Origin of the sequence: Lacibacter cauensis, assembly GCF_007830055.1 — a bacterium.
Lineage (GTDB): Bacteria > Bacteroidota > Bacteroidia > Chitinophagales > Chitinophagaceae > Lacibacter > Lacibacter cauensis.
On the sequence record NZ_VLLE01000005.1, the window covers coordinates 1 to 14,030 of the forward strand.

The 14,030-nt window shown below is 38.2% G+C and carries 15 protein-coding genes; 14 read left to right on the forward strand and 1 reads right to left on the reverse strand.

The features are described from left to right. Both IQ13_RS13685 and IQ13_RS13690 read left to right on the forward strand, forming a co-directional pair. The coding region (locus IQ13_RS13685; protein WP_144886966.1) for a M1 family aminopeptidase at positions 1-1,679 on the forward strand (1,679 nt) is incomplete at its 5' end. Positions 1,680-1,761: 82 nt separating this feature from the next. Further along, positions 1,762-2,160, forward strand: coding sequence for a DUF2262 domain-containing protein (locus IQ13_RS13690; protein WP_144884911.1), 399 nt, complete (start codon positions 1,762-1,764; stop codon positions 2,158-2,160). Positions 2,161-2,825: 665 nt separating this feature from the next. Here the strand turns inward: IQ13_RS13690 and IQ13_RS13695 are convergent. Then, positions 2,826-3,740 (reverse strand): helix-turn-helix domain-containing protein, encoded by a 915-nt coding sequence (locus tag IQ13_RS13695; protein WP_144884910.1) that lies wholly within the window; start codon positions 3,738-3,740, stop codon positions 2,826-2,828. Between the two features lie 198 nt (positions 3,741-3,938). Between IQ13_RS13695 and IQ13_RS13700 the strand changes: the two genes are divergently transcribed. The 12 genes from IQ13_RS13700 (at position 3,939) to IQ13_RS13755 (ending at position 14,017) form a co-directional block, all read left to right on the forward strand. Then, complete coding sequence (locus tag IQ13_RS13700; protein ID WP_144884909.1) at positions 3,939-4,388, forward strand: DoxX family protein; 450 nt, start codon at positions 3,939-3,941, stop codon at positions 4,386-4,388. A gap of 148 nt (positions 4,389-4,536) precedes the next feature. After that, complete coding sequence (locus tag IQ13_RS13705) at positions 4,537-5,217, forward strand: hypothetical protein (RefSeq protein ID WP_144886967.1); 681 nt, start codon at positions 4,537-4,539, stop codon at positions 5,215-5,217. A gap of 433 nt (positions 5,218-5,650) precedes the next feature. Then, entirely contained in the window at positions 5,651-5,872 is a 222-nt protein-coding gene (locus IQ13_RS13710) for a 2-hydroxymuconate tautomerase family protein (RefSeq protein WP_144884907.1), read from the forward strand. Continuing rightward, entirely contained in the window at positions 5,865-6,611 is a 747-nt protein-coding gene (locus tag IQ13_RS13715; protein WP_144884906.1) for an SDR family NAD(P)-dependent oxidoreductase, read from the forward strand. The genes IQ13_RS13710 and IQ13_RS13715 overlap by 8 nt, the downstream gene beginning before the upstream one ends. Before the next feature lie 18 nt (positions 6,612-6,629). Beyond that, a complete protein-coding gene (locus IQ13_RS13720) occupies positions 6,630-7,394 on the forward strand; it encodes a type 1 glutamine amidotransferase domain-containing protein (protein WP_144886968.1) in 765 nt (254 codons plus the stop codon). A 10-nt stretch (positions 7,395-7,404) separates the two neighbouring features. Beyond that, on the forward strand, positions 7,405-7,785 hold the full coding sequence (locus IQ13_RS13725; protein WP_144886969.1) for a nuclear transport factor 2 family protein: 381 nt from the start codon (positions 7,405-7,407) through the stop codon (positions 7,783-7,785). After that, positions 7,763-8,395 (forward strand): cupin domain-containing protein, encoded by a 633-nt coding sequence (locus IQ13_RS21510; protein WP_199758269.1) that lies wholly within the window; start codon positions 7,763-7,765, stop codon positions 8,393-8,395. Before IQ13_RS13725 ends, IQ13_RS21510 begins: the two co-directional genes overlap by 23 nt. Beyond that, a complete protein-coding gene (locus IQ13_RS13735; protein WP_242009552.1) occupies positions 8,385-9,449 on the forward strand; it encodes an NAD(P)H-dependent flavin oxidoreductase in 1,065 nt (354 codons plus the stop codon). Before IQ13_RS21510 ends, IQ13_RS13735 begins: the two co-directional genes overlap by 11 nt. Before the next feature lie 466 nt (positions 9,450-9,915). Further along, the gene (locus IQ13_RS13740) at positions 9,916-10,527 is read left to right on the forward strand and encodes an FMN-binding negative transcriptional regulator (RefSeq protein WP_144886970.1); all 612 of its coding nucleotides are present in this window, start codon (positions 9,916-9,918) and stop codon (positions 10,525-10,527) included. Between the two features lie 239 nt (positions 10,528-10,766). Beyond that, a complete protein-coding gene (locus tag IQ13_RS13745) occupies positions 10,767-12,173 on the forward strand; it encodes a pyridoxal phosphate-dependent decarboxylase family protein (RefSeq protein ID WP_144886971.1) in 1,407 nt (468 codons plus the stop codon). 313 nt (positions 12,174-12,486) lie between these two features. Next, a complete protein-coding gene (locus IQ13_RS13750) occupies positions 12,487-13,194 on the forward strand; it encodes a hypothetical protein (protein ID WP_144886972.1) in 708 nt (235 codons plus the stop codon). Between the two features lie 130 nt (positions 13,195-13,324). Beyond that, a complete protein-coding gene (locus tag IQ13_RS13755; RefSeq protein ID WP_158637399.1) occupies positions 13,325-14,017 on the forward strand; it encodes a hypothetical protein in 693 nt (230 codons plus the stop codon). Positions 14,018-14,030: the final 13 nt, after the last annotated feature.

A 14,030-nucleotide genomic window follows, 5' to 3' on the forward strand; every position in this document is an offset into this window, starting at 1 on the left:
ATAATCCGTTGTTTCGCTTCCTTACAGCCTTTAGGGGACAATACAGTGATTTTAATGGTTATGGAACCTATATGCTTTCATATGCACAACGGGCGATGTTTGGTTTATGCAGTTTGTTGGTTTTCTGGCAGATTTCAAATATGATAAAAGAGCGCAAAATGAAAGTTCATTTCTTGATTCTGTTCATCTTTCTAGTTTTTTCATCTTTTTTCTTTGCCAATCAATTCTTAAAAGGGTATGTACCTGCAGATAAACGCCAGAAGCTGGAAATGGCAGTTAGCTATGAAAAAAAATACAGAAAATATCAAGCCATACCGCAGCCTGTTATTACTGATGTAATAACACAGGTGCATCTATTCCCGTCATTACAGCAATACACGGTTGAGGGCGTTTATACGATCAGGAATAAATCCAACCGTCCGGTGAACCACATTCTCGTTAGTTTTCATGATGATTTGAAAATAACAGAGGCACAGTTTACGTCTGCTTCAGAGACACTTGAGATCGATCAACCCATCAGTGAAATTTACCTTCGTCAGCCATTGAGGCCAAATGACAGTGCAAAATTGCGATTTTCACTGCAGTACTCCTGGCGTCCGGTGAATGGACATCAGTCTTTTAATGCCATCGTTGAAAATGGTTCATTTATGCGCATCAGCCGGTATTATCCGAGGATCGGTTATCAATCGGACTATGAATTGATGGATAGCATTGAAAGAAAACAATACGGTCTGGGGCCGGCTACTCCCTTAAAGCGGATTCAGGATCCAAGAGAGCCTGCTGATGATTTGATAACGCTTGCAATGACAATTGATACCGACGACGGGCAAACCGCAGTAGGTATCGGCGAACTGAAAAAGAAATGGAGCGACAAGGGCCGAAATTATTTTCAATTCGAAGCAATGGATCCGATTCCTTTTCGGTTTGCAGTCTCTTCTGCAGCATATAAAATTAAGAGTGTTCTGCATGATAGTATAACTATCAGTGTGCTGTATCATCCTGAACATGAAGTAAACGTAGATCATCTTATACGTAATGCAAAATTGACATTGGACTATTGCCGCAGTAATTTCGGGGCATACCCTTTTAAGTCTGTTTGCTTTGCAGAAGTGTCTTCATTCACAAAGGGCTTCGCCGGAACAGCTTATCCTGCATCCATATTTATGACTGAGGATATGCTTTTTCATGCCAATATTAAAGCGGATCAAAAACAGGATGTAATCAATGAGCTGGCAGGGCATGAGTTATCTCATTTATGGTGGGGAGGCAATCAGATTGTTCCTGATATAAGAGAAGGCGCTGCATTTCTTACGGAAACTTTGGCCATGTATACAGAGATGATGCTGTATAAAAAAATGTATGGTATTGAAAAAATGAAAGAACGCTTGCAGGTACACCAGCAGATATATGATACAGAAAAAGGATTTTCATCAAATGAGCCATTGTATAAAGTAAGTGATGGTAATCCACATATTTGTTATTCAAAAGGTGCAGTGGTAATGGTTCAGCTAAGTGAACTGATTGGGGAACAAACAGTAAATATGGCATTAAGAAATTTCTTACAATCAGTCAGGTATTCCGGGAATAAGCCAATATCAACAGATTTTATAAATGAAGTATTGAAAGTTAGTGAGCAAAGGTTTCATAGTCAGATCAAGCAGCTATTTATGGAAGTATAAATAGCCTTCGATAAAACCGTGTATAGAAAACTGTTTTCGTAGTAAGGTTAAATCACACAATCATACAGATTATTAAGCAGCAATGGTATACCAAAAAAATAAGAAGGTAGTTTTTACTACAAGCATAGTTGTAGATGAATTAAATATTCAGATAGAGATTGATCCGGAAGATGTAAGTATTGACGAGCATTTGGAAATGGTTAACCGTGTAATTGATAATTATTCTCTTTACGAAGACATGGCAAGAAAGAAAATTATTGAAGATTTTCTCAGCCAGTATGATAACATCTGGGTTGATGAGGATCATACTGAATTAAATCAGGCCGACTTTGCTAAGAACCTTTCAGTTAAACGAATTTCATTTCTTTCGAACACTGGGATTGATTTTATTTATGACGAAAAAAGGATGTTTGGATTTCATTCATTGGTTGCACATTCCTTTGATGGTGAAAAATTTGAATATACTTCTATGTTAGGGTGAAATTGAAACGGATTCGCTGAAAAAGACCTAAATGCTGACAGCCAAAAAACTGGTCCTACCTCTATTCCTGAATGAAAGAATTGTATTGTTATAATTAACCTGTACCTGTATCGTATTGTAAATAGGTTATTTGCATAATCGAATAACATATTTTAAAGTCATTTCCTATGCAGTTACAAGTCACTAAGTTAGCGTATGAATGAAGCAGGTATAACGGCTCTGGTAATAAGAGCAAGAGTTGGCAGTCAATAAGTTTTGTAAACCGAAAGTTTCCGCTTAAAGACAATGGATTGTTAGATCGATGATTCAAAATGAAAAGAAGTGATATGAATTGGCATTTCGTTGCTTTTGAAAATAGTTCAGTTGCTGAAAATAAAGATTCATGGAGGTGTTACCCAATGTTCTATATGTCTATTGTTGAGCTTGGTCAACGCACAGTTGTGATACTCAGAGAGCAGTATCAGCTAGCTGGTCTTATGTTTACAAAATGTAAAATATTCAATCATAAAGTTGATAGTTAGGATCGTAAAAAGGCTGCTATTGAAGCTGCTTGTTGTCTGTAAAAGAGTAGTTGCCTTTTTATTGGGAAATCAGTAGCGATCTGAATGCAAATGGAATAGCAGAACTTTTCAGAGTCGGTTGTTTAAATGTTTCACTTGGTTTTTTCAGCCAACAGCTGTTTTTCTGACCGATGATAAATGTTCAGTTGCTTTAAATTCCTGGGGAGAAATTCCCGTCTGTTTTTTGAAAAACCGAGTAAAATAAGCAGGGTCATCAAATCCAAGCTCATATCCAATTTCTTTAATACTCTTGCTGTTGTAAGACAGCTCTCTTTTTGCCTCAAGTATAATTCTGTCTGCAATAATATCTCCTGCTGTTTTTGCAGTGTATTTTTTGGATAAGCTGTTTAATGTTCTCGGCTGTATGGACAGCGCCTCGGCGTAAGCCTGTACACTGTGTTCGGTACGAAACTTTTTTTCGACCTCTCTTTTGTATTTTTGAAATACAGAGAAATTGACATCGGTAGTTGTCAACTCCTGTGACGTATTGATTTTCTTTAACCTGCTGATATGGGTGATCAGTATTTTCAGGTAAGCAAGCATTATTTTTTCTTTATCTTCCTCGTTGGCATTGAACTCTGTTTCCATTTTATTCAAAACATCATCCAGTACTGCATGAACCGAAGCCGTGAGTTTAATGACGGGTTCGGTTTGTATATTGTCAAATAAGCCTGTTTTAATCAGGTAATCGTCCATGTCTTTACTGTCTGAAAACAACGACGGTAAAAACTTAATAACAAAACCTTCAGCTTTTTCTTTTGGAAAAATGCGGTGTAACTGACCGGGAGATAACATGAACAATACGGATCCGGCATATGGATAATCTATCGTGTCAATAACATGGTTGCCGCTCCCTTTTTTTAACCAGACAATTTCATAATAATTCTGACGATGCCCTTCTTCAATTTCTGCAATCGTACATGCTTCTTCTTGAAATGAACTTATTTTAATACTGCGTATTTCTTTTGTGTTGCAATAGTCGGCGATTGCAAATACTGGTGCATGTTTCTTCTTTTCCATTGCTGGTAAAATTTATTCTACAAATTTAATCAATGTACCAGATATGCCGTCTTGCACAAATGTGGTTTTCACTTGCACAATAACGACCTAGATGTAGTTGTCATTTATAAAAAGGTTGAAAAATCCAAGTTTTCTGCATTTTCTGCTATTCTATCATGCAGTGCAGCGGGACAACTTTGCAAAAAAATATAAGAGTATATGATCGCTGATTTAAAAGAACAAAAAGTAGACATGGGTTTGCTGGTATTAAGAGTTTTGATTGGATTTATGTTCATTTTGCATGGAGCGCCGAAGCTTTTTGGAGGAACAGAGACTTGGACCTTTGTAGGAAGTTCGATGGAGTTTGTTGGCTTGAAAAGTGGGTTTGCATTTTGGGGATTGATGGCTGCATTGGCAGAGTTTGCGGGAGGCTTACTGCTGATTATAGGCTTGTTTGTACGGCCTGCATCTTTGTTTTTATTGGGAACAATGATCGTAGCCATACTTTTCCATTTTGGAAAGAACGAAGGATTCAATGGCGCTTCACATGCAATGGAAGATGCAGTTGTGTTTGTGTGTCTTTTTATAACCGGAGGTGGCAAATTTGCGTTGGACGCTATGATGAACAGCAGGTTTGGAAAGTTCGGTTCAAAACAAAATGCAGCTTAAAATGCGGATAGCAGCTTTTTGTTTTTTGTTATTGCCCATTGCTGCTATTGGTCAAAAAGGCCCTTTCAGTTTAACCAATAGAGTTAAGCTGGACAGGGCCCTTTTTGCTTTTAGATCAAAAACCTTTGTGGATTTTGATACCCTGCGGATGATTAAGAATATATCTGAAATGCGCATGGCTTTAATGATTTCCGATTCATTAAACACGAAATGCAGTTTTCGGATTTTTGGGTCGCTCACTGTAGCAAAACAAAATTATTCCAACAGCTCAGCAGAATTGATTCTTAAGCCCGGTAAAAAAGTAAAGATCAATTTTGGTTACACAGCAACGCTTACTACCGAATTACGGCCGAATCCGACTGTTCCTGAAAGCTTAATCGAGTCAATGCCACAGGCGTCAATTATCGGCGCACGGCCAACTGCAAAGCTGCAATACAAATGGACAGATCACTTTTCAACAGGTATCGGTACTTCTTATCATGATACGGCCTTAGCCATTCATGCAGCAGTTTCATTTAAAAATTTGAGAATGGCTGGCTATGTTTCAAAGCATGAATTTTTTGTTGCCAGTGATGCGAGGTTTAAGCATATTGATTATTCATGGACCTATCGTAATACGGGCGTTTTTTCCATCGCTTTTTTCGTTAAATTAAAGAAAAATTTTACGTCTTTTGTCGATATGCAGATTCCGGTTAAAACAGGAGGTTCCAGGGTAATTGGAATCAGAAAGCATTTTTCTGATAAATCCGGTATAGTACACGGATTTTTAGAAACCTCTTTCGATCTGCATTCAAATCTGTTGTCACTGCAATATTACTTTCATATCTGAATTGAGACATATACCTCTTCCTGTATATCGTTCATTTCAACAAGCTGAATTTATTTCCATTTTTTTTGACGAAGACTTTGGTTGTCTTTGCAATACATGCAGGCTTCGGTTCTACAGTTTGGATTTTTTTATTCTGGTTTGCCGTTATTTGAAAACCTGTAAAAGATCTTGCTGAGCAGGCTGCGGGAAAAGGAATGATTTTTACATCGTTATTTTTCAAACACAATATAAGATGAGGAGTCCTTACTCTTTGTATTTATTATACGTCGTCTATCTGCATGATTCTCCTAAAACTTTTATGATCATTGGTTGATAGGACTACTTGTTCATTTCTTATTTCATACGGTATGTATAAAAATGCAATTCATGTGTTTTTTCGTCCATTCTTTCGGGCACAGCTGCAACTGAAATTTGCATAGAAAATAAATACAACATGCCTTTTATACAAATTGATGTAACACGTGATGGTGTTACCAAAGCACAAAAACAGGAATTGATTCTTGGTGCAACACAACTCCTGAAAGATGTCCTTAATAAGGATTTTAGTCTCACACATGTCATCATCAGAGAAATCGACAGCGATAATTGGGGGCTTGCAGGTGAGCAGGTAACAGAAATTCGTAAACAAATTAATAAACAATCAAACAATGCGTAAAAAAACAGTGATCGTAACTGGTGCATCAACCGGAATAGGCAAAGCAATCAGTAAAACATTTCTCGATAAAGGATGGAATGTGGTAATGAACTCTGCTACAAAGCAGAATCTTCAAAACACATTTGAAGAATTCAGTTCTCCGGAAAATGTAAAAGTGGTTGTTGGGGATGTCAGCAAACAAGCTGTCTGCGATGAAATGGTAGCAACTGCTCTTCAACATTTTGGAGCCGTTGATGTGCTCATTAATAATGCCGGCGTATTTGCTCCCAAAGGTTTTCTGGATGTGGAAGAAGCTGATTTGGACAGGTATTTTACAATCAATCTCAAAGGAACGTTTTTCGCTACACAGGCCGCAATCAGAGAAATGCTCCAACTTGGCGGTGGTTCGGTGTTAAATATCGGAACCGTATTGGTTAATCATGCGATCGGTGGATTTCCTGCAACTGCTCCTGTTGTTAGTAAGGGAGCCGTCCATGCATTAACCGTTCAGCTGGCAGCTGAATTTGGCAAACAAAACATTCGTGTTAATACAATTGCCCCAGGAATCATTCGTAGTCCTTTACAGGGTAAAATCGGTGTTGCTGATGCAGATAGTTTAGCGGGTCTTCACCTTGTAAACAGGATCGGTGAACCGGAAGATATTGCGGAAGTCGTGTATACCGTAGCAACCAGCAATTTTATTTCCGGTGAAATCATCAATGTCGACGGCGGACATGTTGCCGGTCATCATCTTAATTAAACTCAAAAAAGTAAAAAAATGAAAACTAATTTAATGATTCTTCTCGTTGCAATTTTTAGTATGGCATGTTTTGCCGGTAACGCACAGAGCAATAAAAAAACTAAAATTCTTTTTGTATTAACATCCCATAATAAACTTGGGAATACCGGTAAGCCAACCGGTTTCTGGATCGAAGAGTTTGCGACACCGTATTATTATTTTACGGATAAAGGATACGAAGTAGTTGTCGCCACACCGAATGGAGGACAGGCACCGATTGATCCAAAGAGCAATGAACCTTCCTTTCAAACGTCTTCTACAAAACGTTATTATAATGATGCAGTAACCCAGAAGGTATTGGCTTCTACCAAAAAACTTTCAACAATAAAACCTGATGATTTTGTTGCGATATTCTATCCCGGCGGTCATGGCCCTATGTGGGATCTGGCGAATGATAAAAATTCTATCCGTTTGATTCAGCAGTTTTATGAAAGCAAAAAGCCTGTAGCCTTTGTATGTCACGGTCCGGCAGCTTTGGTTAATGTGAAAGATAAAAAAGGGAATTATCTCGTGAATGGAAAGAAAATAACCAGCTTTTGCAACACGGAAGAAGATGCGGTACAGCTTTCAAAAATAGTTCCTTTCCCTCTGGAAAGTAAGTTAAAGGAAAGAGGAGCAATTTATGTGAAAGGAGCAGACTGGAGTTCATTTGCAATCGAAGACGGCAATTTAATTACCGGTCAGAATCCGCAGTCATCGGAACTGGTTGCAGAAAAACTTTTAGGACAAATTAAAGGCAACTAAATCAGTATTTATGTTTCAGCAGGATATACAACAGATTCAGTCTGTTATTACCAATTATTTTGAAGGCATCTACTATGGAGATATCGATAAGCTGTCCTCTGCGTTTCATACGCAATGCTTATTGATCGGAGATATCAACGGACAGCCTTACTTCAAGAACCTCGAGGAATATCTGCATGGTGTAAAGAACCGCAAAAGCCCCTGTGATTCGGGCGAGCAGTTTCAAATGAAGATTTTAGGAATTGAAGCAGTCAATGATATTGCCAGTGCAAAACTCCATCTGCCGATGTTGGGATATAATTATTACGATTATATGTCATTAAGCAGAATTGAAGGTCAGTGGAAGATCGTAAATAAAATTTTTACAAATGTGGGTGTGGGTACGCGGTAAATATGAAACCCGGTTGGCAATTGCTGCCGGGTTTTCATTTTTTTATGCAATAGTTAGACGTTCAGTGGTCAATCCTTCAACCGGTACAATGAAAAAAGCAGAGGGAGCACAGATGTTTAAATGGAAATGGTTGTTGATTTTATTCTTCGTGGTTATCATCAAAGCGGATAGCTATACGCAGGAGTTATCTATCAACAAACTCGGGGTTGTTTGGCAGGATAGCCTGCAGTGGAATTCGTTCGCAGCATTTCCTGCAAAAGTTAAACTGGCTATTCTTGTCGGAGATCCACGAAAGCCAGCACCTTACCTGGTGCGGGTAAAAGTGCCTTTGAATGAAAAGATAATGCCGCATAAACATCCTGAGGACAGAGTATATACTGTGATTTCGGGCGTCTTTTATATTGGAATAGGAGAAGTCTTTAACGATAATATTTTACAGGCCTATCCACCGGGAGCTGTTATTGTATTACCTGGTAATACGCCGCATTTTCATTGGGCAAAATCAGGTGAGTATATCACACAGGTTTATGCAATTGGTCCGTTAGGTCTGGAGTATATCGACACTAAATATGACCCAAGGTTGACTTCAACAGAAAAACATGATGACTAGAAAAAAAGACATAGCCCCCATTTTAAAAATTCAGCATCCCATATTGCAGGGCCCCTTTGGTGGAGGTTTGTCCTCTTCCAGACTTGTAGCTGCCGTTTCCAATGCAGGAGGTTTGGGAGGATACGGAGCATATCAATTGGAACCACTGCAAATTACAGAAGTGATCAAGGAAATAAGAGAACTCACAAATAAACCATTCAATATTAATTTATGGGTCAATGATGCAGATGCAAATGCGAGTGACTTGAATGATGTTGAGTTTGAAAATGTTGCTGCGGTATTCAAGCCTTATTTTGAGGAATTGAATATTCCCCTTCCTCGGAAGCCACAGAATGTTACCAGCAAATTTGAAAAACAAGTTGAAGTACTGTTGTCACAGCAACCTGCTGTTTTCAGTTTTGTTTTTGGAATTCCATCAAGGGATATTCTGATCGAATGCAGCAAACGCCAAATCGCAACCATTGGTGCCGCAACAACACTTGATGAAGCTTTGGCTTTGGAGGATGCAGGTGTTGATCTGATTGTAGCTTCAGGTTTTGAAGCCGGAGGCCATCGCCCCTCATTTATACAAACACCGGAACTGTCGTTGCATGGAACATTCACCCTGGTGCATCAGTTGTCTTCAAAAGTGAAAGTGCCCTTGATCGCAGCGGGTGGAATAGTTGATGCTAAAAGTATCGAGGCTGCATTTAAACTGGGTGCATCCGGTGTTCAGATCGGTACTGCATTTTTAGCCTGTCAGGAATCAGGAGCATCTAACGAATACAGGGAGGTGCTTTTTTCAGATCGTGCAAAATATACGTCACTTACAAATGTATTTACCGGAAGACTTGCAAGAGGTATCAGTGGTCGTGTCGGAAATGACTTGCGTTCGGTTGCGGAAGTACTTCCATTTCCTTTGCAATCAGTTTTTCTATCTCCTTTGCGAAAAGCCGCAATTGAACAGGGGCGAACCGAGCTGTTGACATTTTGGGCAGGGCAGAATGCAATGTCTTTGAAACATAAAACGGTTAAAGATTTTTTTGATTCTATTATTCCTGTTCTTAAATCGTAATTGTGAATTACTAAAAGATGACTTCTATTGATGTTAGGGTTTGTATTGTTTGTGTAGGCGGTTTTGTCAGCAACAGAAGAGGTTTGATGATTGTGAATAGTTGTACCTGTAATAGTTCGATAATAAATTAAGACATCAGTAGGTTGCTAACACAAAATTGTTTTTTGGAGAAATCAGCGCAGTGAAAGAACAAGCTTGAACATAATTAAGTATGTTTTTTTTAATCCATCTGAGAAATGTCATTTAAATGTTTAAGGCATAGGGTAAGAGGTAAACAAACTAATGGCTGATTTTTATTAACGTGTCAATCCGATGTGAGATATAGAAGGTGTTGATTAGATCAAGGTATTGTTGCTGTGAAACAATGTGAATACATTTTCAAGTGTGCGCATCCTGCCTTAGTTTATGAGCTTGTAAACTTCCAGGTAAGAGCCTTTTATGTACAGCTTTGTAAAAAAATAAAAAAATGTATATACCAAAACACTTCTCTGTTGAAGACAGTAATCAGATTCTGAGTTTTATCAAACAATATAGTTTTGCTTCAATCGTCTCTTTGCAGGATAAGGTGCCGGTAGCAGCTCATCTGCCTTTTGTTATTGAGGAACAAGATGGTCATTTGAAGCTGCTTTCACACTTTGCTAAGTTGAATAAACAATGGGAAACTATCGAAAATCAGGTTTCTCTCGTAATATTTTCTGAGCCGCACGCTTATATATCTCCGGTTCATTACAACTCGGCTTTGAATGTTCCGACGTGGAATTATGTTGCGATTCACGTGTACGGACAGGTTCAAATTATTCGGGAGCAGAATAAGGTAGAAGAGTTATTAATAAAAACTATTCAACAGTATGAGCAGGATTATCTCCGGCAATGGAAGAGTCTTCCTGATCAGTTCAAATTAAATATGCAGAAGGGAATAGTTGCTTTTGAAGTGCAGATTACACAGGTGCAGGCAAAATTTAAATTAAGCCAGAATCGAACTGAATCTGAAAGGAAATCTATTATCTCATTATTATCTGTCAGTGAAAAGTCAACAGAAAATGAAATCGGAATATTGATGAAGAATAACTTTCTGTGATGCTTATTACACGGTTTCTGATGTTCGCAGATGAATAAAGGAGTAATAGCAGAACAGCTTTTAAGTCAAAGACAAGTTCGTGATTTTTGATATCGGAAAGTGGAATTTTAATGGATTGAACATTTGGCTGATAAAGTTTATTCTTTACACTTTTAATATAAAAGAGGTGTGTTTTTTTAACAGATGCCATCCTGAGATTTGCGTAGATTTTTATATTGCCACAATAAAATATTTCAATAATGCATCAGCAATTAGCAGACGATCTTGCAAACATTGAATCGCTATTAGAGGTTGTTAAACTTCAGGGTCTGGACTACTTAGGACAACTCTCTCAACGGCCGACCATTGCTGCGACAGTCGAACAAACGCATAACTTAAGTGATGAAGGGATAGGAACCCTGCGTGCACTCGAATTGTTTAACTCTCAATTTGAGCCCGTGATCATCAGTTCATCAGGCCCCAGATATTTGGGTTTTGTCACGGGAGGTTCAACTCCTGCTGCAATTGCAGGGGACTGGCTCGCTTCTATTTATGATCAAAATACACAAGCAACAAATGGACAGGGCGATAATTCCGCAATCATCGAAAAAGCTACGATCAATTTACTGTTAGAGCTCTTCGGACTTCCCAAAACGTTTCTCGGCGGGTTTGTAACGGGAGCAACAATGTCTAATTTTACCTGTCTTGCAACTGCCAGGCAATGGGCCGGTAAATGTCAGGGAAGAAATATTTCACAAAGCGGAATTTCTCAAAATCTGCATGTGTTGTCAGCGAATGCACATTCCTCCATTCTGAAATCCATGTCGATGTTAGGGATTGGCAGTGCCAATATATTAAAAGTCGGTACTGAAGAAGGGAACAGGGAGAGTATTGATTTGATGGATCTGGAAAATAAAGTCAAGCTGCTGAAAGAACAGCCGTTTATTCTGGTGTCAAGTGCAGGTACAGTCAATACCGTTGATTTTGATAATTTCAAAGCAATTGCTGCACTAAAAAGTAAGTACAGTTTTTGGTGGCATATCGATGCAGCGTTTGGAGCTTTTGCAACCTGTTCCCCTTACTACAGACATTTACTCGATGGGTGGGAGAACGCTGACAGTATTACAATTGATTGTCACAAATGGCTGAACGTTCCTTATGAAAATGCTGTGTTTTTTATCAAAACATATCATCAGGATCTGCAGGTGGAAACCTTTCAGAACTCCAATGCACCTTATCTGGGTTCACTTACTGATCAATTCAGTTACTTGAATTTTCTGCCCGAGAATTCAAGACGCTTAAAGGCATTGCCGGTTTGGTTTTCACTGATGGCATATGGAAAAAAAGGGTTTCGGGCTATTGTTGAAAATTCAGTCGATATGGCTCGTCGTTTAGGTGAATTTATTTTCCTTTCTGAGCAATTTGCATTGCTGGCACCCGTTCGTTTGAACAATGTCTGTTTTACTTTGAAAAATGACAAAAATCAGGAATTGGTTTCTGTATTTTTGGAACAATTGAACGGTACAGGAAAAGTCTTTATGACACCCACTTTTTATAATGGGAAAAAGGGTATCAGGGCGTCTTTTGTAAACTGGAGGACATCTGTACATGACCTTGAAATAATTACAACGACAATGATTTCAATAGCACGTTCTATTAACAATTGAACTTAATCAATATACCCAAGCCGGAATATTCAAACTAAGCAGATATTTTATGAGTAAGCTATCAGATATTTTGAAATGCTGGAATCAAGTTGCAACAGCATTTCTTCAGTTGCATGGTTTTAAACAATATGGCAAAGATGGTTTTGGCAGGATGACACATGATCATGTTTTTCAGTTTTTTATTTTTAATGTCCATCGGCATACCAATACATTTACACTGGATATCGGTATTCGGCCTATGTACTGTGAAAATCAAAATTACCTTATACTTCGGCCGGGTAACAGGTTGGGAAAATTGGCAAGCAAAAACGGATTGGATACCTGGTGGCCAAGTGATACTGATGAAGTAAGGGAAAGAAGTTTGACAGAAGTGCTCCGGCTTTTTCAGGAATATGTATTGCCTTTTTATGACAATACAAGGACTTCTGTAGATATTGTCAAGTCGTGTCAAAAAAATTTTTTTGGAAAGAATAAATTCGGCGATCGGGTAAGTTGGGGGTCGCCGGGCTATGAATGTTTTGATTTTGGATATATTTATCTGAGAGCAGGTGAATATGAAAAAGCTGCAAGGGAATTTGAAAGGTGCTCGAAATTTGTTTCCGCATCTAATTATGAAAGTGAGCGTCAGCGAAATGAAAAATATCTGAAACTGATACAGCTTTGTAAAACAGCGAAACTGGAAATAAATGCATACTTGCAAAACCAGATACAGAACAGTCTGTCGAATTTAAAACTTGATAACTGGCTGTTTGCAGATATCTATAAATCAATTGCCCGTTATTTTCCTTCTCCAGTTGAACAGGCCGAAGTTGAAAAGCTTTTACAGTCAATCAATCGAGCTGATATTACAGTTGGAATAGATCAGTTAGCCAGAAGCATACTGGTTGTAGCAGATGGAAACCTGAATGAACTAAGGCGGCTGTTTGATACTGGGTTTTTAGGTGATCCAAGAGATGTCATCATGATTGCTATGGGTAAAACAAGTAACAAAAAAGATTTCAGCGCACCATTTGATTATTAAACCTGTAACAGTTCCTTCGTTTAGATAGTTTATTTTCTTTAAAATGATCAGATTCTGGATTGTTATGACGTTGTTCAATATCAATTATGCTACTTTGTACGCACAGGATTTTTTACCTAATGCCAAGGTTATGCAAAATAAAAAAGTCAAAACTGTAACACAGTTTGATTGTGATTCGACAGGTAATAATTGTTTTATCCTTAACCGAAAATACTACGACACACTTGGGCAACTGTATCTTTCAGAAGATTATGCACAAGGGGTGGTTTATTTAACCACAGCTTACAGCTATTTGAAAGATGGTAGAATCGATACTGTTTTTCAAACTACTCCCGGTGAGGAAAAAAGACCCGTAATAGTTTATACGTACGATACTGCCGGAAATAAAATTGAGCAACGACAATATTCACAAGGTACAGAGCCAGTGTTAAGAACAATATATGCTTACAATGCAGCTAAACAATTACAAATTGAGGTCGTAAAAGAAGGAAATAAAACAAACAGCGAAAAGAAATATTATTACGATTCATCTGGTAATGTCATTAAAACGGTTGAGACGTATTATCCAGACGGAATGAAGGAAACCATTTTGCTTTTTTACGACGGCTTGAACAGACTTGCAAAAATTAAATACGGTAGCCGGGAAGAAGAATATTTTTATGACGAACATGCTAATCTTGTTAGAGTAGCTTATCTGGAATATGATACCAAAATAAAGCAAGTAAGTCTTCTGAGCTATTTTGGTCAATTGTTGATTTCATCTGTAACACTTCATGGTGACGACGTTCTTTTTTTTATTAAATACGAGTATCAGTTTTATTGATAGATATCCATGC

What these genes read in the sequence shown, in the direction of transcription:
- IQ13_RS13690 (WP_144884911.1), top strand. Translation starts at nt 1,762, where the DNA reads ATGGTATACCAAAAAAATAAGAAGGTAGTTTTTACTACAAGCATAGTT.
- IQ13_RS13695 (WP_144884910.1), bottom strand. Translation starts at nt 3,740, where the DNA reads ATGGAAAAGAAGAAACATGCACCAGTATTTGCAATCGCCGACTATTGC.
- IQ13_RS13700 (WP_144884909.1), top strand. Translation starts at nt 3,939, where the DNA reads ATGATCGCTGATTTAAAAGAACAAAAAGTAGACATGGGTTTGCTGGTA.
- IQ13_RS13705 (WP_144886967.1), top strand. Translation starts at nt 4,537, where the DNA reads ATGATTAAGAATATATCTGAAATGCGCATGGCTTTAATGATTTCCGAT.
- IQ13_RS13710 (WP_144884907.1), top strand. Translation starts at nt 5,651, where the DNA reads ATGCCTTTTATACAAATTGATGTAACACGTGATGGTGTTACCAAAGCA.
- IQ13_RS13715 (WP_144884906.1), top strand. Translation starts at nt 5,865, where the DNA reads ATGCGTAAAAAAACAGTGATCGTAACTGGTGCATCAACCGGAATAGGC.
- IQ13_RS13720 (WP_144886968.1), top strand. Translation starts at nt 6,630, where the DNA reads ATGAAAACTAATTTAATGATTCTTCTCGTTGCAATTTTTAGTATGGCA.
- IQ13_RS13725 (WP_144886969.1), top strand. Translation starts at nt 7,405, where the DNA reads ATGTTTCAGCAGGATATACAACAGATTCAGTCTGTTATTACCAATTAT.
- IQ13_RS21510 (WP_199758269.1), top strand. Translation starts at nt 7,763, where the DNA reads ATGTGGGTGTGGGTACGCGGTAAATATGAAACCCGGTTGGCAATTGCT.
- IQ13_RS13735 (WP_242009552.1), top strand. Translation starts at nt 8,385, where the DNA reads ATGATGACTAGAAAAAAAGACATAGCCCCCATTTTAAAAATTCAGCAT.
- IQ13_RS13740 (WP_144886970.1), top strand. Translation starts at nt 9,916, where the DNA reads ATGTATATACCAAAACACTTCTCTGTTGAAGACAGTAATCAGATTCTG.
- IQ13_RS13745 (WP_144886971.1), top strand. Translation starts at nt 10,767, where the DNA reads ATGCATCAGCAATTAGCAGACGATCTTGCAAACATTGAATCGCTATTA.
- IQ13_RS13755 (WP_158637399.1), top strand. Translation starts at nt 13,325, where the DNA reads ATGCAAAATAAAAAAGTCAAAACTGTAACACAGTTTGATTGTGATTCG.